Annotated in this window: 19 protein-coding genes; 9 read left to right on the forward strand and 10 right to left on the reverse strand. The window is 53.4% G+C overall.

The window, feature by feature from the left end; genetic code table 11:
• Positions 1–9: 9 nt before the first annotated feature.
• The 3 genes from QWY30_RS09260 to QWY30_RS09270 are packed head-to-tail and all read left to right on the forward strand — an operon-like array spanning position 10 to position 3498.
• Entirely contained in the window at positions 10–1749 is a 1740-nt protein-coding gene (locus QWY30_RS09260) for an acetolactate synthase catalytic subunit (RefSeq protein WP_290240355.1), read from the forward strand.
• A complete protein-coding gene (locus tag QWY30_RS09265; RefSeq protein WP_290240357.1) occupies positions 1746–2501 on the forward strand; it encodes a 3-oxoacyl-ACP reductase in 756 nt (251 codons plus the stop codon). Before QWY30_RS09260 ends, QWY30_RS09265 begins: the two co-directional genes overlap by 4 nt.
• Before the next feature lie 40 nt (positions 2502–2541).
• Entirely contained in the window at positions 2542–3498 is a 957-nt protein-coding gene (locus QWY30_RS09270) for a Bug family tripartite tricarboxylate transporter substrate binding protein (RefSeq protein ID WP_435433381.1), read from the forward strand.
• An 11-nt stretch (positions 3499–3509) separates the two neighbouring features.
• On the opposite strand, the gene QWY30_RS09275 is transcribed toward QWY30_RS09270, so the two are convergent.
• The 3 genes from QWY30_RS09275 to aptA all read right to left on the reverse strand — a co-directional run bounded on the left by QWY30_RS09275 (position 3510) and on the right by aptA (position 7136).
• Positions 3510–4097 carry a hypothetical protein gene (locus tag QWY30_RS09275; protein WP_290240359.1) on the reverse strand — a complete coding sequence of 196 codons (588 nt, stop codon included), beginning with the start codon at positions 4095–4097 and terminating at the stop codon, positions 3510–3512.
• Between the two features lie 7 nt (positions 4098–4104).
• Positions 4105–5706, reverse strand: coding sequence for a gamma-glutamyltransferase family protein (locus QWY30_RS09280; RefSeq protein ID WP_290240361.1), 1602 nt, complete (start codon positions 5704–5706; stop codon positions 4105–4107).
• 83 nt (positions 5707–5789) lie between these two features.
• A complete protein-coding gene (gene aptA, locus QWY30_RS09285; protein ID WP_290240364.1) occupies positions 5790–7136 on the reverse strand; it encodes an omega-aminotransferase AptA in 1347 nt (448 codons plus the stop codon).
• Between the two features lie 147 nt (positions 7137–7283).
• Here aptA and QWY30_RS09290 point away from each other — a divergent pair, with 147 nt between their 5' ends.
• A complete protein-coding gene (locus QWY30_RS09290) occupies positions 7284–8696 on the forward strand; it encodes an aminotransferase-like domain-containing protein (RefSeq protein ID WP_290240367.1) in 1413 nt (470 codons plus the stop codon).
• Positions 8697–8706: 10 nt separating this feature from the next.
• Here QWY30_RS09290 and QWY30_RS09295 read toward each other — a convergent pair whose 3' ends face one another.
• Positions 8707–9174: an Lrp/AsnC ligand binding domain-containing protein gene (locus QWY30_RS09295; protein ID WP_290240368.1), complete on the reverse strand. Its 468-nt coding sequence runs from the start codon at positions 9172–9174 to the stop codon at positions 8707–8709.
• Between the two features lie 98 nt (positions 9175–9272).
• On the opposite strand from QWY30_RS09295, the gene QWY30_RS09300 reads away from it, so the two are divergent.
• The 4 genes from QWY30_RS09300 to QWY30_RS09315 all read left to right on the forward strand — a co-directional run bounded on the left by QWY30_RS09300 (position 9273) and on the right by QWY30_RS09315 (position 13290).
• Positions 9273–10193: an SMP-30/gluconolactonase/LRE family protein gene (locus QWY30_RS09300; RefSeq protein WP_290240370.1), complete on the forward strand. Its 921-nt coding sequence runs from the start codon at positions 9273–9275 to the stop codon at positions 10191–10193.
• Between the two features lie 106 nt (positions 10194–10299).
• The gene (locus tag QWY30_RS09305) at positions 10300–11316 is read left to right on the forward strand and encodes a YVTN family beta-propeller repeat protein (RefSeq protein ID WP_290240371.1); all 1017 of its coding nucleotides are present in this window, start codon (positions 10300–10302) and stop codon (positions 11314–11316) included.
• A 220-nt stretch (positions 11317–11536) separates the two neighbouring features.
• Positions 11537–12304 (forward strand): polysaccharide deacetylase family protein, encoded by a 768-nt coding sequence (locus QWY30_RS09310; protein ID WP_435433385.1) that lies wholly within the window; start codon positions 11537–11539, stop codon positions 12302–12304.
• 2 nt (positions 12305–12306) lie between these two features.
• The gene (locus QWY30_RS09315; RefSeq protein WP_290240471.1) at positions 12307–13290 is read left to right on the forward strand and encodes a sterol desaturase family protein; all 984 of its coding nucleotides are present in this window, start codon (positions 12307–12309) and stop codon (positions 13288–13290) included.
• A gap of 86 nt (positions 13291–13376) precedes the next feature.
• Here the strand turns inward: QWY30_RS09315 and tcuB are convergent, their stop codons facing one another.
• Positions 13377–14564: a tricarballylate utilization 4Fe-4S protein TcuB gene (gene tcuB, locus QWY30_RS09320; protein ID WP_290240373.1), complete on the reverse strand. Its 1188-nt coding sequence runs from the start codon at positions 14562–14564 to the stop codon at positions 13377–13379.
• Positions 14551–15966 carry an FAD-dependent tricarballylate dehydrogenase TcuA gene (tcuA, locus tag QWY30_RS09325; RefSeq protein ID WP_290240375.1) on the reverse strand — a complete coding sequence of 472 codons (1416 nt, stop codon included), beginning with the start codon at positions 15964–15966 and terminating at the stop codon, positions 14551–14553. The genes tcuB and tcuA overlap by 14 nt, the downstream gene beginning before the upstream one ends.
• Before the next feature lie 80 nt (positions 15967–16046).
• Between tcuA and QWY30_RS09330 the strand changes: the two genes are divergently transcribed.
• Complete coding sequence (locus tag QWY30_RS09330; RefSeq protein ID WP_290240378.1) at positions 16047–16460, forward strand: hypothetical protein; 414 nt, start codon at positions 16047–16049, stop codon at positions 16458–16460.
• Between the two features lie 33 nt (positions 16461–16493).
• On the opposite strand, the gene urtE is transcribed toward QWY30_RS09330, so the two are convergent.
• The 4 genes from urtE to urtB are packed head-to-tail and all read right to left on the reverse strand — an operon-like array spanning position 16494 to position 20782.
• Positions 16494–17192: an urea ABC transporter ATP-binding subunit UrtE gene (gene urtE / locus QWY30_RS09335; RefSeq protein WP_290240380.1), complete on the reverse strand. Its 699-nt coding sequence runs from the start codon at positions 17190–17192 to the stop codon at positions 16494–16496.
• 4 nt (positions 17193–17196) lie between these two features.
• The gene (urtD, locus tag QWY30_RS09340; RefSeq protein WP_290240382.1) at positions 17197–18048 is read right to left on the reverse strand and encodes an urea ABC transporter ATP-binding protein UrtD; all 852 of its coding nucleotides are present in this window, start codon (positions 18046–18048) and stop codon (positions 17197–17199) included.
• A complete protein-coding gene (gene urtC, locus QWY30_RS09345) occupies positions 18048–19160 on the reverse strand; it encodes an urea ABC transporter permease subunit UrtC (protein WP_290240384.1) in 1113 nt (370 codons plus the stop codon). The genes urtD and urtC overlap by 1 nt, the downstream gene beginning before the upstream one ends.
• Complete coding sequence (gene urtB / locus QWY30_RS09350; RefSeq protein ID WP_290240386.1) at positions 19157–20782, reverse strand: urea ABC transporter permease subunit UrtB; 1626 nt, start codon at positions 20780–20782, stop codon at positions 19157–19159. The genes urtC and urtB overlap by 4 nt, the downstream gene beginning before the upstream one ends.
• Positions 20783–20799: the final 17 nt, after the last annotated feature.

Genomic DNA, 20799 nt, shown 5'->3' on the forward strand with positions numbered 1-20799 from the left:
GGAATAAAAATGACAAGTTCAATGTCACCTTTGCGGGTCAGCGGTTTGACTGCGCAAAATACAGGCGCTCATGCCGTCGTGAGTGCGTTAAAGCGGCATGGCGTCGACACGATATTCGGGCAAAGCTTGCCTAGCATGGTGCACCTTGTGGCTGAAAAGCAAGGAATCCGACAAATCGCGTACAGAACTGAAAACGCGGGTGGCTACATGGCCGATGCCTATGCGCGCGTGAGTGGAAAAATCGGCGTGGTCACTGCACAAAATGGCCCTGCCGCGGCACTCCTGGTTCCGCCACTAGCGGAGGCTTTGAAGGCCTCTGTCCCCTTACTGGCACTTGTCCAAGACGTCAGCGCAGAGCATACGGATCGGAACGCTTTTCAGGACCTCGATCACATCGGCATGTTCACGGCGGTCACCAAGTGGGTCCGTCGCGTGACCGACGTCTCACGGATCGAGGATTACATCGATCAGGCGATCACAGCCGCGTGCACTGGAAGACCTGGGCCCGTCGTGCTGATGCTGCCCGCGGATATTTTGCTTCAACCATATGGCGCTTCGAAAAGAAAATACACACTGGGTCATTACCCGCTTGATCGTGTCACAGCTTCTTCTGAATGTATTGCGCAAGCGGCCGAACTGCTGGCCCAGGCAAAAAATCCGCTCATCATTGCTGGCGGCGGTGTGCATTTGTCGCATGCGCACGAGGAGCTCTCGGCACTCCAGGACCTTTGCCACCTTCCTGTTGCGACGACTGTGATGGGTAAAGGGAGTGTCGATGAAACCCATCCACTCTCGCTTGGTGTGATGACTTATTTCCTGGGACCGAATGGTTCCGGTCGACATCAGCGCCCATTGTTGGAAAGTGCAGATGTTGTTTTGCTGATCGGCACGCGAACGAATCAAAACGGGACGGACTCATGGAAGTTGTATCCAAAAGGTGCGACTTTTATCCACCTCGATATTGATGGCAACGAAGTGGGGCGAAACTACGAAGCGATGAGGCTGGTAGGCGACGCGAAGCTGACACTGTCGGCACTGACACACGCGATCGTGGCACTGAATAGCTCGATCAGAAAAGAAGCGCGGACAGCCGTGGAGAAAAAAATCGCTGCCGGACGCGCGGCATTCTTTAAAGAATCCGAAGAGGTCAGAAAGTCGGATGCCATGCCGATCAGACCTGAGCGCATCATGCAGGAGATTCAGTCTCAGCTGACAGACAATTCGATCGTCGTGGCGGATGCGAGTTACTCTTCGATATGGATCGCAAACTTTCTGGTTTCTCTCAAAGCGGGTATGCGTTTTATCACTCCCCGGGGGCTGGCAGGCTTAGGCTGGGGATTTCCAATGGCGCTTGGCGTCAAAGTCGCCCAACCTCAGAAAGAAGTATTTTGCGTGGTGGGCGATGGTGGGTTTGGCCACGTGTGGTCAGAACTCGAAACGGCTGCACGGATGGGCATCAAAGTCACTCTGATTCTGATTAATAACGGAATATTGGGCTATCAGAAACATGCTGAGAATGTGAAATTTGGGGATCACACGTCAGCTGTACATTTCAAGCCAGTTGATCACGCTGCAATCGCGAGAAATAGTGGATGCGATGGTATCCGCGTGACGGATCCAAAAGAACTTGCTGCTGCGATCGCCCAGGCAAAGAAAAATACTGGAACCACGTTGATCGAAGTCATTTGCGATGAAAACGCATTTCCACCGATTACTTTCTACACTCCTGATGCGGCGGTGATTCAATGAGTCAAAAACGGATCGCGGTTGTGACGGGTGCTCGCCAAGGGATTGGTTTAGAAACCTCGAAAGCTTTATTACAAGACAACCACTTTGTGGTGATGGTGGATCGTGAACCCTTTGACGCGGTCGCACTGCTTGGCAGCCTTCATCAAGCAAATGTTATGTCGCAGGTCTTGGATGTGACAGACTATGAAGGTGTGGCGAGACTGCATCAAACGATCCGTGACAAAATAGGCCAAGTTTCAGTTCTCGTGAACAACGCGGGAATTTCGCCTAAGCAACCCGATGGACGTTCTAGCGGGATCTTGCAACTCGATCCCAAAGAATGGGCCAAGGTGATTGAGGTCAACCTCACCTCAGTGATGCGTATGTGCCAAATCTTCATACCGGATATGCAGGCACTGCGATACGGGAGGATTGTCAATATCTCATCATTGGCCGGCCGTTCGAAGTCAGTCGTGGCAGGTCCGAGTTATATGGCGTCTAAAGCCGGTGTGCTCGGGTTGACGCGTGCCATTGCATCAGAGATGGGTCCTTTTGGCATCACGGCGAACTGTGTCGCGCCTGGGCGGATTTTGACAGAGATGGCCATGCAGGCCGGAGAAGAAGTGAACCGCAGGTATGCTGAACAAATTCCAGTCAAACGGATTGGTACCCCTGAAGAGGTCGGCAAAGCCGTTGCATTTTTATGCGCTGAAAGTAGTGGATTTATTAATGGTGCGACCATCGACGTGAATGGTGGCTTTTTCATGTCGTAAACGATGAAATGATCGTGATATCTAAAATAACGGAGCAAACATGATTCAGAAATTAAAGTTAGGTTTAAGTGCTTTGGCGTTGATGGCAAGTGCTGGGGTCGTTAGTGCGCAAAACTTTCCCCAGCGTGAGGTCACGCTGATTGTCAATTTCGGCGCGGGTGGGGCCACTGACGTCGCATCACGCGCGTTGGCGCAAGGGATGGAGGCGCCACTTGGAAAACCTGTCATTGTTCAAAACAAACCAGGCGCACTCGGAACATTAACGCCAGCCTACATCGCCAAACAGAAACCCGATGGTTATCAAGTTGGCGTTGTGACGTATTCGACTGTAGCCATCATGCCCCACTTGATGGATCTCACCTACACCATTCATGATTTTGAGTTTGTCGCGGGCTTCGGCCGCTTTCGTTATGGCGTGGCCGTACGCGCCGATTCACCCTACAAATCGTTGACAGATCTTGTTGCCGCTTCCAAAGCAGGTAAAGGCGTATTTTTTGGGGCACCATCCGCACCGAACAATCTCGCCATGTTTGAATTAGGTCGGGTAACGGGTGGAAAGTTTGAGCAAATCAGCTACAAATCAGGCACAGAGACAGTGACAGCGTTGTTGGGTGGACAGGTCGAAGTGATCGTTCAAAATCCCTCGGATATATTGCCTCACATCACAAGTGGAAAGCTGCGCATGCTGGCCTCTGCAAGTCCAATGCGCTGGACTGAGCTCCCCGACGTACCGACGATGAAAGAACAAGGCTTTGAAGTCGAGATCGACTCATGGATGGGGCTGGCCGTACCGAAAGGCACACCCAAACCCATCGTGGATAAGCTTCAGTCTGCAACGCTTGATTCAGTTAAAAATCCAGAGGTTGCAAAACGACTCACGAGTCTCGGTGTGGATCCCTCGCCATTGACCGGTAAGCAGTATGAAGAAGTCTTACAGACCGGCTTCGTGCAGATGGGTAAGGCGATTAAGGCTGCGAATCTGCCACGGATTAATTAAAGGATCATTTTTTAAGCGCAACTCACAATCAGATTATTCATCTCAAGCTCAGCCATCTCGGTCATCTTGAGTAGATTGTCTGCGAGGTCAGAGAGCTCTGAGACATCAAGCGCTGTGCCTTTTTCCATGTTGACCATATTGGTATAAAGCTGCACGAGTTCTTCGAGGATGTCCAGACTCTCGCCTACTTCTTCGTCAAGCTCCAGCGACTCCTGGTCTTGAAAGAAACCTGTCAGAAAAGCATCGAGCTCTTCGCCGCGCAATTGAGCGTGTGCGATGAGTTCGTTCAAAGATGTCGCTTTTTCCAGCGATGTCAGCATGAATGGCATCACGGCATCTTCTGACGCATGCTCCGCAAGCAACCCCCAAAAATCTTCCAGAAAAGTTTTGGTGACCTCGTCCAGTTTTTCTTGCGAGGGGAGTTCTGGGAACTCGCCGTCCCATAAGGCATTCAATTCAAAGAGCGGGTCGACCACATAAGGGCTTGCGATCGCCCCCATGAAAGCTGCCCGCACCTCATGGAACTGATAAGGACACTGATACTCGCTCAGCAGTGACTGAACGTGTTGATGGATCGCGACTGCTGAGCTTTGCATCATGTATGTCCTAGTAGCCCACGGCCTCGCCATCACGGCGGTGATCGGACCCGGCGACATAAGCGTATGGTGCCTGATCGCCTTCGCCTGCGAGACGCGAAATGAGCTGTGCACTGCCAAAGTCGAGACTGTCGGGTGCCGCCACGATAGGCTTGTGTCCCATGGCGCGCAACGCATCGACAACCGCAGGACTGACAGCGGCCTCGAGTGTCAACTCCCCCGCATCGTTGATGCGCCAGCGAGGTGCGTCGGAGCAGGCTTGCGGGTTGTAGCCCTCGGAGATATGACGCAGCACCATTTGCATATGGCCTTGCGCCTGCATATTGCCGCCCATCACGCCAAACGCCATCGAGGGTTTGCCGTCGCGCGTGATGAACGCGGGGATGATCGTGTGCATCGGGCGCTTGCCGCCACCGACCAGGTTTGGATGTCCGGGCGTGGTGACAAAGCCCCAGCCACGGTTTTGCAAGGCGATCCCCGTTTTTGGAACGACCACGCCAGAGCCAAAGCCTTTGAAGTTGGATTGGATGTAGGAGACCATGCGACCCTCGGCATCAGAGGTGCACAGATAGATGGTACCGCCTGAGGGTGGTTGACCAGGTCCGTATGTGCCTGCTTTTTTGGGGTCGATCAGTTTGGCGCGTTCTTTTGCGTAGGACTTGCTGAGCAAATCGCGAGCGGTGACTTTCATGAAGTCAGGATCGGCAACGTGTTCAAACAAGTCAGCGAAAGCCGCACGCATACACTCGATCTCGAGATGCATGCGTTCTGCTGAGCCAGGCTTGGTTTGTTGGTAAGGCAGGTGTTCGATGAGGTTGAGTGCAAGCAATGCAGTCAGACCCTGGCCATTAGGTGGAATCTCATGAATGTCATAGCCTTGATAGTTGGTGGAGACTGTACCCACCCAGTCACAGCGATGCGCAGCCAGATCGGCCTCATCCAGAACTGCGCCGTTTGCGCGTGCGAAGTCGGCGATCATTTTTGCCAGACGACCGCGATAGAAAGACTCGCCCTTGGTGCGCGCGATGTCCTCAAGTGTGTCGGCTTGGTCCGCGAATTTCCAGATCTCACCAGCGGCTGGAGTGCGACCGTCTTTCATGAAGGCTTCTTTGAAACCTGGCTGGACGTGCAATTCTGCGGCCTGATCTTTCCACTGACGTGCGATCACGGGGCTGACCGGAAAGCCTTCACGTGCGTGACGGATCGCGTCTTTGAACAAATCCTCAAAAGGCAGGTTGCCAAACTTTTTGGACAATTCAACCCATTGCGACACCACGCCGGGGACAGTGACAGATTCCCAACCACGATGTGGCATGGCGGACATGCCTTTGAAGCGCTCGGGCGTCCAGGCTGCAGGTGCGCGGCCTGAGGCATTCAGGCCATGCAGTTCTTTGCCGTCCCAAACGATGGCGAAACCGTCGCCGCCAATTCCGTTCATGGTGGGTTCGACGACGGTCAGCGTGATCGCAGCGGCGAGTGCGGCATCGATCGCATTGCCGCCACGGGCAAACGCAGCGGCTCCGGCTTGCGAGGCGAGGGGCTGGGAAGTGGAGACGAGATTACGTGCGAGGACGGGTTGACGACCTGATTGGAAGGGCAGTTGCCATTTCATGAGACGAAATATTCCAAAAAAAGAGAGATAGAGAAAATTATAAAGGGGCGCTCGAGGCGCCCCTTTATTCGCGACCGCTAAATTTAGGCGGTTTCGTGCAATGCTTTTCTGACTGTCGAGAAGATCTCTTCGATCTGACCTTCGCTGACGATCAGTGGTGGCGAGAAGGTCATGATGTCGCCTGTGAAGCGTGCCAAGACACCTTTTTCCAGGCACTTGAGAAATACGTCGTAAGCCCGCGCGCCAGGTGCGCCGTCACGTGACTCCAGCTCAACCGCGCCCATCAGGCCAAGGTTACGGATGTCTTTAACGAAAGGCTCGCCACGCAGAGCGTGGATTTCCTTTTCGAACTTTGGAGCAAGACTCAAGGAGCGATCGAACAGTTTTTCCTTGCGGTAGATTTCCTGTGTCGCCAAACATGCCGCAGCGGCAGCAGGGTGGGCAGAGTAGGTGTAGCCGTGGAAAAACTCAATCGCCGTGCCGGGACCGGCATTGACGATGGCGTCATGGACATGACGGCTGGCTGCGACGCCGGACATCGGGATCGCAGCGTTGTTCATTGCCTTGGCCATCGTGATGATGTCTGGTGTCACACCGAGCAGTTCACTGGCGGTGGCTTTGCCCAAACGACCGAAGCCTGTGATGACCTCGTCGAAAATCAACAGAATGCCGTGCTTGGTGCAAATCTCGCGCAAGCGCTGCAGGTAACCCTGTGGCGGTACCAGCACGCCAGTCGAACCTGCGACGGGCTCAACGATCACAGCCGCGATGGTTGAGGGATCATGCAGTGCGCAGAGACGCTCGAGGTCGTCGGCAAGGTGCGCGCCCCAGGCAGGCTGACCTTTGCTAAAGGCCATTTCAGCCAAATTGTGCGTGTGCGAAATATGATCGACGCCAGGAATCAGCGCGCCAGAGTAGGCCTTGCGGTTCGCCAAAATGCCACCCACAGAGATGCCACCAAAACCGACGCCGCTATAGCCGCGCTCGCGACCGATTAGACGGGTGCGTTGTCCGTCGCCTCGCGCGCGGTGGTAGGCCAGTGCGATTTTCAGTGCGGTATCGACAGCTTCGGAACCTGAGTTTGCAAAGAAGATGCGATCTAGGCCGGCTGGCATGACGGCCGCGATGGCCTTGGCCGCTTCGAAGGCGACAGGATGCGCCATCTGGAACGGAGGTGCGTAATCGAGTTCCATCATTTGCTTGTGAACGGCCTCGATAATTTCTTCACGACCGTGTCCTGCGTTGACACACCACAAACCGGAACTCGCATCGAGGACTTTTTTGTCATCGATGGTGGTGAAGTACATGCCCTTGGCACTCTTCAAAATACGGGGGGCTGCCTTGAACTGCTTATTTGCAGTGAAGGGCATCCAGAAATTTTCCATATCCACTTCTTTGGACAGGCTGACTTTTTCGGTGAGGGCGTTCATGGAATTCTCCAGTTTGCGAGCGAATGCACCACTGTAACGGCTCTGTAGAAATAATTGCCAGTACAGTTGAGGGGATTTATGGCAAACTGTATTGAATTTAGGACGTAGAAGCTCAAAACTGTACTGGTTTGCATCTGGACAACGACCATGATCAATACTTTTGCACTCCATCTGGATCGTCAGTCCTCGCGCACGCTCGTCGAGCAAGTCGTTGAAGCGGTCAATCTGGCGATTGACCGACGGACTTTGCGCGTGGGAGATGCCTTGCCTTCCGTACGCGGGCTGGCTGCTGCACATGGGTTAAGTGCCTTTACTGTGGCGGAAGCCTATCAACGTTTGGTCACCTCTGGGCGTGTCAGTGCGCGTCGAGGTTCTGCGTACCGGGTTGCCGATACTCGCGCCGCATCGCCCAGTCTTTCCCCGGTTTGGTCGGCCCCCAGTCTCAATGCGGCATGGCTATTGTCCGATGTGTTCGCGGATCACTCTGTTCCGACCAAAGCCGGTTGTGGCTGGATTCCCGGGGAATGGATCAATGAAAGCGGTTTGCAGCATGCTTTACGCGCACTCAGTCGGGTACCGGGTCCGCGCTTTGGTGGGTATGGCCATCCCTATGGAATGGCCTCTTTGCGCGAACAAATCGCGACCTCCTTGAGACGGTTTTCGGTCCCGGCCGAAGCTTCAAACATTTTATTGACCCAAGGTGCTACGCAGGCGCTTGATCTTGTGGTGCGAACCTTGTTGCGTCCGGGAGATTCGGTCATTGTCGAAGACCCGTGTTATTGCAATCTTTTACAGATTTTGCAGTTGGCAGGCCTGAAGGTGATTGGTATCGCGCGCACAGCCGAAGGACACGATTTTGAGCAGCTCGTACGGGTTTTTAAAGAATCCAGACCTAAAGCGATTTTCATCAACACCGTATTGCAAAACCCTTCTGGATCCTCTTTGACCATGTCCCATGCCGAGCGTTTATTGGAAATGGTGACACGCGAGGGCTTGTGGATCATCGAGGACGATATCTATCGAGAGCTCGCACCCTCTGAGGCGCCTTGTCTGGCTGCGATGGAAGGCTTGAGCAAGGTGATTTACATTTCCGGCTTTTCTAAAACGATTACACCGACTTTGCGTGTGGGGTATGTCGCGGCACACGCTGAGGTGCTGGCCGATCTGGCGCGCACTAAGATGGCAGTGGGTTTGACGTCCTCGCAGGTCACCGAGCGGATCGTTTCAAACGTGTTGAGTGAAGGCCACTATGCACGCCATATTGAATTTTTGAAAGAAAAGTTGCGCGTCGCGCATGTCCATGTTGTCGAGAAGATGCAGACTTTGAAGATGGAGATTTTTGATCAGCCTGGCGCGGGGTTGTTTCTTTGGGCCAAACTCCCAATCAACGCCGAGCAAAGCGCGAAAGTCGCAACGCGTGCGCTTGAAAAAGGGATATGGTTAGCGCCAGGATCTTATTTTCATCCAGGTGATCGGCGGTCAAGCTGGTTCCGCTTCAATGTCGCGACATCCGATAATGAAGTGCTCTGGGATTTTGTGCGTACCCTCGAGCGTACGTAAACTAAGTAGTCTAGCGATCAACCGCCAGGTAAAGCGTTTCCTTGATTTCCTCCATGACAACGTAGCTGCGGGACTCGGCCGAGCCAGGCAGTCGCTTGAGGATCTCGCCCAGCAACTGTCGGTATTTGTTCATTTCAGGTAGCCGGGCTTTGATCAAGTAATCAAAATCTCCAGAGACCAGGTGACATTCCATGACTTCCGGGACGTAACTGAGCTCTTTTTTTACTTTTTCAAAAACATCGTCGGACTTGGCTGAAAGCTTGATCTCGAGGAAAACGAGTAGATTTTTACCTAAAGCCGTTGGATTGACACGGGCGTAATAGCCCATGATGACACCTTCGCGCTCGAGCCGACGCACGCGTTCGGAGCAGGGTGTGGCGGACAAATTGACGCGTTCAGCGAGATCGGTCATCGAAATGCGACCGTCACGTTGCAGGACATCCAGAATCTTGAGGTCAATACGATCAAGTTCGCGCATAGTGCCTCCTAAGTAGAGCCATTTTAGTGTTTTCCGCTGTAAAACTGTCAGAATTAAGTGTTACGTCTTATTTACTTATTATTCAAGAGATCAAGCCCATGTTTTTTAAAAACGCTCCTGAGTTCACCACAGCCGAAGTTTTTACTGAGATGCCCGCTCACTTAAGACGCACGGGTGTGCGCTCCGAGTGGGCCGATGTCAATCGCGGCGGGGTCGCAATGGATTCATTTCTGGAGGGGCCAGTATTTGATCCGGCAGGCAATCTCTACGTTACAGATATTATTTTCGGCCGGGTTTTTCGAATTGATCCCAAGGGAGCTTGGACACAGATTGTCGAATACGATGGCGAACCCAACGGGATGAAGTTCTTGTCGCCCACCGAACTTCTCATCACCGACTATAAAAATGGGTTGATGAGACTGAATGTCCAAACCGGGCAGATCATGCCCTACCTGATACGCCGCAATACAGAGGGTTTCAAAGGTCTCAATGACCTCACTTTTGATTCCCGCGGCAATCTGTACTTTACTGACCAGGGGCAGACGGGGCTGCATGATCCCACCGGACGCGTGTATCGTCTGCGCGCATCAGGACAGCTGGATCTCTTGCTGGGAAATGTACCCAGCCCTAATGGTCTGGTCTTGTCGCCGGATGAGCGTGTCCTGTACGTGGGTGTCACGCGAGGTAACTGCGTATGGCGAGTGCCGCTCATGCCAGACGGTGGCGTAGCCAAGGTTGGGCAGTTTTTCACGTCTTATGGTCCAAGTGGTCCGGATGGGTTGGCGATGGATGAAGCAGGTAATCTGGTGATTGCAAATCCTGGCCTAGGATACGTCTGGCTGATTAACCCCAGAGGCGAGCCGATCGCGGTCTGGTCTAGTCCAAAATCCTCAGCCGTGACGAATATCGCTTTCGGTGGTCCGGATCGACAAAGTTTGTTTTGCACCGAATCCGAATCCGGCTCGATTTTGACAATGCGTATGCCATATCCCGGAGCAGCGGTACATCAACCCGGATAGCTTGATACTTTATGGATTTGTTTGACGAAAGCATGCGAGGTTTTCGATGGTCTTGTGAGAAAATAGGAGAACGTTTTTTTTCTTTATTTTTAGCCGCTGGCTGCACATGAACATTGAAATTTTTATTCGTCGGTCCCTGGGTGTTTTCGCGGTCGCAACCGCCACATTGTTAGGCGCTGTCAGCACGGCGTCCGCGCAGAAAGCACCGCCTATCCTGGTGTTGAATTCCCTCAATGCCGATGTCAGCGTGATCGACCCTGCGACATGGACTGAAATCAAACGCGTCCCTGTTGGCAAAGAGCCGCATCATCTATACCTGACCCCGGATGAAAAATCGGTCATGGTGGCGAATGCCGAGGGTGATTCAATCACCTTTCTAGATCCAAAGACTGCGCAGGTTCAGCGCACACTCACAGGGATTGTTGATCCCTACCATTTGCGGTTTTCGCCGGATATGAAATGGTTTGTGACGGCTGCAAATCGTCTAAACCATGTTGACATCTACACATGGGAAAACAAGTCGGGTGAATTCAAGCTCAATCTGGTCAAACGCATCCCTGCCGGAAAGACACCCAGCCACATCGCGATCGACAGCAAAAGCAAAATTGCCTACATCACATTACAGGATAGCCATGAGCTCACCGCGATTGAGCTGGCTACGCAAAAGCGTCTCTGGACAATCAAGGTTGGAAAAACACCTGCTGATTTATATTTGACACCTGACGATAAAACGCTCTTGATTGGCCTGACGGGTGCCGCCGAGGTCGAGGCCTACGACGTTTCCAACGGCAAGGCTGTACTTAAGACCAAGATTCCTACGGGCAAGGGCGCTCACGCGTTTCGCTCGCAGGGAGACAAACAGCATGTTTTCGTCAGCAATCGGACTGCCAACACCATCAGCCGAATCGATTGGAAGACGCTGAAAGTTGTGGATACCTATCGCACACCAGCCGGTCCGGATTGTATGGAAATGATGGCAGACGGGAAAACTTTGCTAGTGACAACGCGCTGGGCTGGCAAGCTATCCGTGATCGATCTGGAGAAAAAAGCTGTCGTCAGGCAAATTCCGGTCGGAAAGTCACCTCACGGGGTGTGGACCTTGAACCATGCGAGTCGTGATTAGGCGCGTTCGGTTTGTTTTTTGTGCTCAGCTGATGTGCGCGTTGATGTTGACCGCATCAGCCCAGCCCGAAACTGAGCAGGGTAATGTGTTTGAGCCGGAGACCGTGACGTCCCTGACTGAGGTCTCTTCCTTGCCTTCAGGCCCTGTTCAGCCCGCTCAGTCCACTCAGCCCGTTCAGCCCGTTCAGCCCGCTCAGCCCACTCAGCTCACAGCACCCCCTCTGCCAACTCAATTTCCCGAGTTGGTACAGCCCGCTCGGCAGGCCATGTGCGCCAAGCCCGTGTACTTGACCTTCGATACGGGGCACATGGAGATCGCACCTTTCGTGGAGGAAGTGCTGACGCGCCAAGATGTTCGCGCGACCTTTTTTTTGGCCAATGAACGCACGCGTACCGGTGGGGGGAGTTTGGACGATACCTGGGCGCCCTGGTGGAAAAAGCTCAGTGATCAAGGCCATGTTTTCGCTTCGCACACCTATGATCATGTTTACTGGCGGGCCGATTTGCCGGATGGTCGCTTTCGGGTTCGGGCAAGTGCCGGACCGCTTGAGGGTAAATCGCAGATTTGGTCTGCAGAAGATTATTGCCGCGAGTTAAAAAGACCGGTCGAACGTTTTCACCAAATGACGGGTAAACAAATGCTGCCGTTGTTTCGTGCTGCGGGAGGGCGGACATCGCCCGCGTTGCTCAAGGCGGCTGCCGAGTGCGGATTTACCCATGTTGGCTGGTCGCCTGCGGGGTTTTTAGGTGACGAGTTGTCGAGTGAACAGTATCCTAATCAAATGCTCCTTGAACAAGCCTTGCGCAATATCCGCAGTGGCGATATTTTGCTGGCACATCTTGGTATTTGGTCTCGCAAAGACCCCTGGGCGCCTGCGGTACTCGAGCCGCTGATCCAGGGTCTGAAGCAAAAGGGGTTTTGTTTTGCCACAATCGATACGCATCCTGCCTTTCGCACGGCTGCACGGCTACCTGAGTTGAAGCAATGATGATGAATACCGCAATCGAGTTATTTGATTCCGCACAGCAGTGGTTATTTGAGACGCTTGTCCAGCCCATGCTTTTTAATCTTGGACTCAGTGGCTTTATCGAAGATGCCTACGATGGAACGATGTGGTTACTGATTGGCGTGCTGCAGATTACGTTGATTGTTGTGGTGTTCGGCACCTTGCAGCGTCTGCGTCCCGTAGAACCTCTGGTAGACCGTCATCAGGTACGCATTGATATTTTGTACACGCTGATTCATCGACTTGGGCTTTTCAGAGTGGCATTGTTTTTTTCCATTCAGCCCATTTGGGATGCCTTGTCGGGGCAGGCGAGCGTGTCAGGTTTCACGACTTTCCACGTTGATCAGTTGTGGCCGGGTGTCACCGATATCGCCTGGGTCAGTTTCATCATATACCTGTTGATATTCGACGCGGTCGATTATTTTTACCATCGTGCGCAGCACCGGTTTGCCTGGTTCTGGAGTCTGCATGCCGTCCACCATAGCCAGCGGCAAATGACGATGTGGAGCGATAACCGCAATCATCTGCTGGACAGCGTATTGCGCAGTATTGTTTTTGTATTGGTGTCCAAGCTGATTGGTGTGCCACCCGGGCAGTTCATTTTGATCGTCGTGTTGAGCCAATTGGTTGAGAGTTATTCACACGCCAATATCCGGATGTCTTTCGGGAAAATCGGTGAGCGTTTGCTCGTGAGTCCAAAGTTTCATCGTTATCACCATTCGATCGAGTACGACGAGTCAACTGCCGGGCCTGCGCATGGACATAACTTTGCCGTACTGTTTCCGATCTGGGATATTTTGTTTGGCACGGCGCGCTACAACACAGGTTATGCCAAGACTGGTATTCATGACCAGGAGCCCGCGGGGGGGAGTAGAGATTACGGCCGCAGTTTCCTTGCCCAGCAGTGGCTGGGCTTGCGGCGAATGTTTGGATCAAAGACCGCAGGTTTTGAAAGTAGTCAGAAATAAGTCCTTAAGAACTTACCGGGAACTGGACGAAAAAAGCTCGCTGCATGGTTGAACAACGCAGCGAGCTTTTTTTATGCGAGAGTAATTTAGTCAGAGCCGAGCGATAGCTTGTTAGGCATACGCTTTTCAATGGATGACTTAAGCAGAGCCGCACAGCGGTAAAAGCCGTGCGCGAACTTGCCATAAGGCATGGTCAGGAACAGGGCCATCACAACACCCAGGTGGATAGCCAGGAGCAAGGCCATCGCACCGGTATCGCGCCAGATCAGGAGCGCTAAACCTGTCAAACTGGTCAAAAACAGCAATGCGATAAAGCCGCGATCCATGGGTTTTTGTGCTGCGTCACCATGCAAGGGAGAACGTTTCAGGTTCAGGGTCAGCAGGCCGATTGGGCCGATGAGCAGTCCGATACCGCCCACAGTTCCCAAAATGACGGGCAGGCTGGTGTAGTCGTAGGGTGCTTGCCAACCGAACACGTAGTGATAAATGGTCGCCACAGAGGTCGAGGCAAAACACAGCATGAAGCCGTAAAACGTCAGATGATGATAGCGACGGCGACGCAAGGTAAAGCGATCATCTTCATCGTTACAGCCTTCGCCATGACCACCGTCAAGATACTTGAGCTTGAGTGCATAGTGCGCGGCCTCACCGACTGCGACCCCACTGGCTTGACCGGGTGTGATTTCTCGCCAGAACCTGACGACGCCTATTAAGAGCGCAAGTATTGAAAAACCGAAGACGGATCCGAACAGTACCACCAAGGTATTGTGGGGAAATACGGCGTAGAAGTTGCCTGCCAAGGGTTCATGCCAAAGCGAACCCTGTGACAGTAAGGCGAGCACAAGGAAAAGCGCCAAGCCGAATGCCATCGCCAAAGCGACTGTCAGGCCGTTGCGCTTGTACAAGGAGCCCAGTGCGGCTGGCCAAGCAAAATCTGTATAGGTCTCCAGGCGAACTTTGGCCATCGCTTGAGGAATATTGACCATGAATTCGTGTGGCGGGGCGTACTGACAGGCGTGCAAGCAGGCGCCACAGTTATGACAGAGGTTGGCTAGATAGTTCAGATCTGCTTTATTGTCGAATTGCAGGCGACGTGTCATCGCCGGAAACACGGCACAGAAGCCTTCGCAGTAACGACAGGCATTACAAATTTGCATCTGGCGCGCGACTTCCGCTTCGTTTTCAGTGATGCCTTTCTTGTGCCAGGTCACGGAGTGCTCAGAAGCGCCCGCAAGATTCTGTGCTTCGCGGGTGAGTGATTCAAGCTGCTGCATGCTTTACTGCTCCTTCTTTCATCTTTTTCGCTGCCAGGGCCGCCTGGGTGCCGGCGATCCGACCAAAAGCTGTGCCAATCGACATTCCGACACCTGCTGTGTAACCTTTGCCGAGCACATTACCTGCGTTGATTTCGCCTGCGGCAAACATGTTTGGGCTCGCTTTTCCGTTGAAAAACACGCTGGCTTTTTCGTCGGTCGTGAGTCCAAAATAAGTAAAGGTCACGCCAGGTCTCACGGCGTAGCCATAAAACGGTCCGGTATCGATGGGACGCGCCCAGTGTGTTTTTTCAGGTGTGATGCCTTCGGTATGGCAGTCGTCCTGAATCGTGTGATCAAACGTACCGACCCGGCATGCGGCGTTAAAGCTGTTGACCGTTTCCATGAAGGTGTCGACATCGAGTTCAAGTTTGCGCGCGAGTTCGGGTAGCGTGTCGGCTTTGACGCCATCAAAGACGGGCGGCATGAAGCGACCAACAGATTTGGCGTCAATGATGGAGTAGGCGATTTGTCCGGGTTGCATGGCAACCAGACGTCCCCAGAGCGCATAACGCTTGGGCCAGAAGTCTTCGCCTTCGTCGTAAAAGCGTTTTGCTTCGCGATTGACCACGATTCCGAGAGATACGCAGTCGATGCGCGTACAGATGCCGCCATCATAGAGGGGTGAACGGGCATCAATCGCGACGCAGTGGGCCTGGGTGGGATCGCCCATGGTATCAGCGCCTTCGCGCATCATGACCTTGAGGACGACGCCCATGTTGTAACGCGTGCCGCGAATCAAAAAGTTGTCTGCTGGCCATTCGCCACGCTCGTTCTGACCCCATGCTTCGCGTAGCCAGGCGCGGTCGGATTCAAAGCCGCCACATCCCAATACGACAGCATGACCTTCGTAGCGTTTGTCACCCACACGTGCAGCGATGAACGTGCCGTCTTTAATTTCGAGATCATCGACTGGGGAGTCATACAAAATGTCGATGCCGAGGTTTTCTGCGCTGCGATAATAGGCGTTCACGAGTGCTTTGCCGCCACCCATGAAGAAAGCATTGGTGCGCGCGACGTGCAGAGTGCCTGAGAGCGAGGGCTGGAAACGAACGCCATGCTTTTCCATCCAGGGGCGACAGGTTGAGGACTCGCGGATGACCATGCGGGCGAGTTTTTCGTTTGTAATGCCACCGGTAACCTTCAGCAAATCTTGCCAATATTCTTCTTCAGGATATGCATCGACTAGGACATCTTGCGGTGCATCGTGCATACAACGCAGGTTTCGGGTGTGCTGGGAGTTCCCGCCGCGCCACTCTTTAGGAGATGCTTCTAGGATCAATACGCTCGCGCCAGCTTCTCGTGCCATCAATGCGCTGCACAGGGCGGCGTTGCCACCCCCGACTACGACTACGTCCCACATGTTCTTGCCTCGCGGTGTTTTTTTGTTCGCGTTGAGATTGGATAAAAACGTGCCACATTGTAGGGGAATGTGGGAGGGTCGTGCGGGTAGAGATTTGGGTTTTGGGGTATTTGAGACGTCCGCGATACGGTGCCGCCCGCAGGGTGGGGGCGCGGCGGACGGGTGGGCGTTGCCCACTACCCTCGCAGCACGCTTGCTGGCTGATCGGCTCCGAACTCGGCCCTGGCGGGCCTCAGACAGGCGGAGCCGATTTTTCGCCAGCCGCTCGTACTGCTCGGCCTGTCCTTGACGCGACCCACCCTACGGGCGGCACCGTATCGCCGGGCTCAGAAATGCTCAGGGTGTGGCGAGGCACTTCAGGACGAGCCTCAAAATATCCAGACAGGCGCAGAATCGACTCCGCCTGTCTGAGGCCCGCCAGGGCCGAGTTCGGAGTCGATGCGCTTGCCTGGATATTTTGGGGGAAGTGGGCGAAGCCCACCCGTCCACAGTGACTTGCCACACCCTGAGCATTTCTGAGCCCAAACTCAGACGGATAAATACCTACGGACAACTTCGCTATCCATTTCAGACCGGTCTCCAGACACCACGACCTCCCCCCTGGATAGGACGACAAAGCGGTCAGCCAGTTCGCGTGCAAAGTCGAAATATTGCTCGCATAACAGAATCGCGATATCCCCTCGGTCGCGCAGCAAGTTGATCACGCGACCGATGTCTTTAATGATGGAAGGCTGAATACCCTCAGTGGGTTCATCAAAGATAATGAGCTTAGGGTCAGCAACAAGCGCCCGAGCGATGGCGAGTTGCTGTTGTTGCCCGCCGGAAAGGTCTCCGCCGCGCCGTTTCAGCATCGTCCGAAGTACCGGAAATAAATCAAACACCTCTTCCTTGATGTCGTGTGCCTGACGACTGGGCTTGGTTGCCATGCCCATTAAGATGTTTTCCTCGACAGTCAGCCGCGCAAAAATTTCGCGTCCTTGAGGAACATAGGCGATGCCGAGCTTAGCTCTGGCGTGAGGCGGGAGTTGGCTAATGTCCTGACCTAAAAAAGAAATCGAACCAGAGGCTATTTGCTGTACACCCATGAGACATTTTAAGAACGTTGTTTTGCCCACACCGTTACGGCCCAGCAACGCCATGCACTCGCCTTGTTTGATGCTGAGGGATATACCCCTCAAGGTGTGACTGCTGCCATAAAACTGATTGATTTCGTGAACGTCCAACATGATGCTATCGCCCTAGATACACTTCAATCACTCGCGGATCCTCTTGCACTTGTTGCATCGTGCCCTCAGCGAGCACAGAGCCTTCGCACAGAACAGTGACTTTGCCGCCTTGCGCGATTTGTGTGACAAAGTCCATGTCGTGTTCGACCACGACCAGAGAATGTTTACCCCGTAATTCGTTTAATAGTTCACCCGTTCGCTCTGTCTCTGCGTCAGTCATGCCGGCCACTGGCTCGTCTAGCAAGAGTAACAAGGGCTCCTGCATGAGTAGCATGCCAATCTCAAGCCATTGCTTTTGTCCGTGCGACAGCAATCCGGCAGGACGGCGATGCTCGGAAGTGAGACGAAGCATTTCAAGGGTCGAGGCGATTTTGTCTCGCTCCGCACTCTTGAGCCGGGCAAACAAAGTCGATTGAACGCCTTTATTGGCTTTCATCGCGAGCTCTAGATTTTCGAATACTGTGTGATGTTCAAACACCGTGGGGCGTTGAAATTTTCTTCCGATGCCTGCGTCGGCGATTTGTGCCTCGCTGAGCGTCGAAAGATCGTAATTTTGACCAAAAAATGCAGAACCGGAAGTCGCGCGTGTTTTACCGGTAATGACATCCATCATGGTTGTTTTGCCCGCACCGTTTGGACCAATAATGCAGCGCAACTCTCCAACCCCAATATCGAGTGATAAATTGTTGAGCGCTTTAAAACCATCAAAGACAACACTGATCGATTCAAGATACAGAATCGCCCCATGAGTGGTGTCCACACCCTCGTGTTTTGGACGGCCATAGGAAACCTCCCCGCCTGCGCTCCCCTCCAGCAGAGTATCTTCGTGATTAATGACCGCTGATTGAGATGTCATCACTTCGCTACCTTGATGCGCTGTCCCAATTGCTTTGCTAGTCCAACAATCCCTTGTGGTAGAAACAGCGTGACCAGAACAAAAATGAGACCAAGCGCATAGAGCCAGAACTCAGGAAATACGCTGGTGAACCAAGTTTTCAAGCCATTGATCGTACCTGCGCCGATGATCGGGCCAATGAGGGTACCCCGACCACCTGTTGCGACCCAAATGACCATCTCGATAGAGTTTTCGGTCGACATTTCGCTCGGATTGATAATGCCGACTTGAGGGACGTATAAAGCGCCCGCGATCGAGCAGAGGATCGCGGATACAGTCCAGATGAAGAGCTTAAAACCCAGCGGTTCATAGCCTAAAAATCGCAGCCGATTTTCGGAGTCACGAATCGCGGTCAGCACTCTGCCTAGTTTGGATTGCGTGATCGCCCGCGCGAGAATGAGTGCACCTAAAAGAGTTGCAAGACTGACCCAGTACAACACCGCACGTGTATCCGCGGAGGTAATGTCAAAGCCAAGGATTTTTTTGAAATCTGTGAAGCCGTTGTTACCACCAAATCCTGTTTCATTTCGGAAAAATAACAACATCGCCGCAAAAGTCAGCGCCTGAGTAATGATTGAAAAATAGACACCCTTGATGCGCGAACGAAAGGCGAAGTATCCAAATAGAAATGCCAGGAGGCCGGGCACCAGGACTACCAGTAACATGGCATACCAAAAGTGTTCTGTGAACGACCAGAACCATGGAAAAGCTTTCCAGCTTAAAAAGCCCATGAAATCAGGCAGGATCTCTGGAGAGGGTTTTGCTGCACGCATCAGATACATGCCGTGTGCATAGCCACCCAATGCAAAAAACAAACCATGACCGAGCGACAAAATTCCGGTGTAACCCCAAACGAGATCAAGCGCGAGAGCGGCGAGGGCGTAACATAAAAACTTGCCGATCAACGAGATCGCAAAAGAAGAAATATGCAAAGCATGACCTGCCGGGAACAGCAAGTTCAATGCTGGCAAGCTTGCAAGAAGGATCGTCACAAAGGCGATGCCCACCCATGCGTTGGGTGAGTACAGGCCGACAGTTTGAGACAGTGAAGGGTTCATAGTTGATGCGTTCATTCAGCGCTCCTGCCTTTCGGAGCAAAGAGCCCTTGCGGACGCTTTTGTACAAACAAAACGATGAAAAGGAGAATGGCGATTTTGGCGATCACGGCACCCCAGAAGGGCTCAATGATCTTATTGAGAACGCCCAAACCCAAGGCGGCGACGACCGTGCCGGCCAGTTGACCCACACCACCCAGCACAACCACCATAAAAGAGTCAACGATGTAGCCGCGTCCGAGATCGGGGCCTACGTTGCTGAGCTGTGACAGCGCAACGCCCGCTAACCCGGCGATACCCGAACCCAGGCCAAAGGCCAGCATGTCGATGCGGCCGGTGGGCACGCCGACACAGTCCGCCATGCGACGATTCTGTGTAATCGCACGCACGAATAGGCCCAGACGTGTGAAGTTCAATACAAGCCATACGGCGATCACGATACAGAGCGCAAATCCAATGATGACAAGCCGGTTGTAGCTTAAGGTCAGATCACCCAAAATACGGATGCCACTACTCATCCAGCTGGGGTTGGCGACTTCGACGTTTTGAGCGCCAAAGATGCTGCGTACTGCTTGCATCAATATCAGGCTGATCCCCCACGTGGCAAGCAAGGTTTCCAGCGGGCGGCCATAGAGCCACCGAATGACGGTGCGCTCAAGAGCCATGCCTACGATTGCGGTGATTAAAAAAGCGACAGGTAAAGCGGCCAGGACATACCAGTCGAGCCATTCAGGGAACCATTGTTTAAATACCCCCTGCACGATATAGGTGGCATATGCACCGATCATGAGCAGTTCGCCATGCGCCATATTGATCACGCCCATCAAGCCAAATGTGATGGCCAGGCCGAGTGCTGCGAGCAGCAAAACACTCCCCAGGCTGATCCCAAAGAAAATATTGCCAATCCAGCTCACGAGTGTTTGGTGTTGTTCGATTTTTGACAGAGCGGCTTTTGCTGCTGTGCGAACAGTTTCATCGGGTTCGATATATTGACCAGTACCATCGGCCGTGATTAAACCAAGCAGTGCCGGTTTGAACGCGGAATTTTTGCTTTCTCCCAAAGCAATGACAGCTTGGCGTCTCACTGAGGCATCAGGGCTTTTCAACGCAGCGCTGGCCATCGCGACTTCAAGCGCGCGACGAATGGACGGATCTTTTTCTGCGCTGAGCGCGCGCTCGATGATGGGAACCCGAGCAGGATCCGCTTCTTTTTGGAGTCTTTGCGCGGCAGCAAGGCGGACACTGGGCTGGGAGGAGAACAGCTCCGAACTGGCGAGCGCGGATTGCAACGCGCGACGCAAACGATTGTTGAGCGTTAAAGATTGGGCATCACCAGGGATGCTGACGATTTGACCCGTGACGGGGTCGAGTGCTTGCTCGCGAGTGCGAGCAAGCAACACTGTCGCATTAGAGGTAATCAGAACGTTGCCGTCCCCCAGAGCAGCCAACACTTCGGCTGCGCCAGGAGTCGAGAGAAGTCCCAGTGCTGTGATGGCTTTGGCCCGCTCTTCGTTGCTGTCCCCAGCCAGACCGCTCAGTACGTTGCGATCGACCAAGTCGGCGGCAACACTGAATTGCAGCGGTAAAGCGAGCAAAACAGCCAGCAACCATCTTTTCCAAGAGGGATAAGTCAAAGACATAGTGAGACATTCTCATG

The sequence above is a fragment of the Zwartia panacis genome (genome assembly GCF_030410395.1).
In the GTDB taxonomy this organism is placed as follows: Bacteria; Pseudomonadota; Gammaproteobacteria; order Burkholderiales; family Burkholderiaceae_B; genus Zwartia; species Zwartia panacis.

Coding starts and splice junctions, on each gene's coding strand:
- QWY30_RS09260 (WP_290240355.1), top strand. CDS start 10: ATGACAAGTTCAATGTCACCTTTGCGGGTCAGCGGTTTGACTGCGCAA.
- QWY30_RS09265 (WP_290240357.1), top strand. CDS start 1,746: ATGAGTCAAAAACGGATCGCGGTTGTGACGGGTGCTCGCCAAGGGATT.
- QWY30_RS09270 (WP_435433381.1), top strand. CDS start 2,542: ATGATTCAGAAATTAAAGTTAGGTTTAAGTGCTTTGGCGTTGATGGCA.
- QWY30_RS09275 (WP_290240359.1), bottom strand. CDS start 4,097: ATGATGCAAAGCTCAGCAGTCGCGATCCATCAACACGTTCAGTCACTG.
- QWY30_RS09280 (WP_290240361.1), bottom strand. CDS start 5,706: ATGAAATGGCAACTGCCCTTCCAATCAGGTCGTCAACCCGTCCTCGCA.
- aptA (WP_290240364.1), bottom strand. CDS start 7,136: ATGAACGCCCTCACCGAAAAAGTCAGCCTGTCCAAAGAAGTGGATATG.
- QWY30_RS09290 (WP_290240367.1), top strand. CDS start 7,284: ATGATCAATACTTTTGCACTCCATCTGGATCGTCAGTCCTCGCGCACG.
- QWY30_RS09295 (WP_290240368.1), bottom strand. CDS start 9,174: ATGCGCGAACTTGATCGTATTGACCTCAAGATTCTGGATGTCCTGCAA.
- QWY30_RS09300 (WP_290240370.1), top strand. CDS start 9,273: ATGTTTTTTAAAAACGCTCCTGAGTTCACCACAGCCGAAGTTTTTACT.
- QWY30_RS09305 (WP_290240371.1), top strand. CDS start 10,300: ATGAACATTGAAATTTTTATTCGTCGGTCCCTGGGTGTTTTCGCGGTC.
- QWY30_RS09315 (WP_290240471.1), top strand. CDS start 12,307: ATGAATACCGCAATCGAGTTATTTGATTCCGCACAGCAGTGGTTATTT.
- tcuB (WP_290240373.1), bottom strand. CDS start 14,564: ATGCAGCAGCTTGAATCACTCACCCGCGAAGCACAGAATCTTGCGGGC.
- tcuA (WP_290240375.1), bottom strand. CDS start 15,966: ATGTGGGACGTAGTCGTAGTCGGGGGTGGCAACGCCGCCCTGTGCAGC.
- urtE (WP_290240380.1), bottom strand. CDS start 17,192: ATGTTGGACGTTCACGAAATCAATCAGTTTTATGGCAGCAGTCACACC.
- urtD (WP_290240382.1), bottom strand. CDS start 18,048: ATGACATCTCAATCAGCGGTCATTAATCACGAAGATACTCTGCTGGAG.
- urtC (WP_290240384.1), bottom strand. CDS start 19,160: ATGAACGCATCAACTATGAACCCTTCACTGTCTCAAACTGTCGGCCTG.
- urtB (WP_290240386.1), bottom strand. CDS start 20,782: ATGTCTTTGACTTATCCCTCTTGGAAAAGATGGTTGCTGGCTGTTTTG.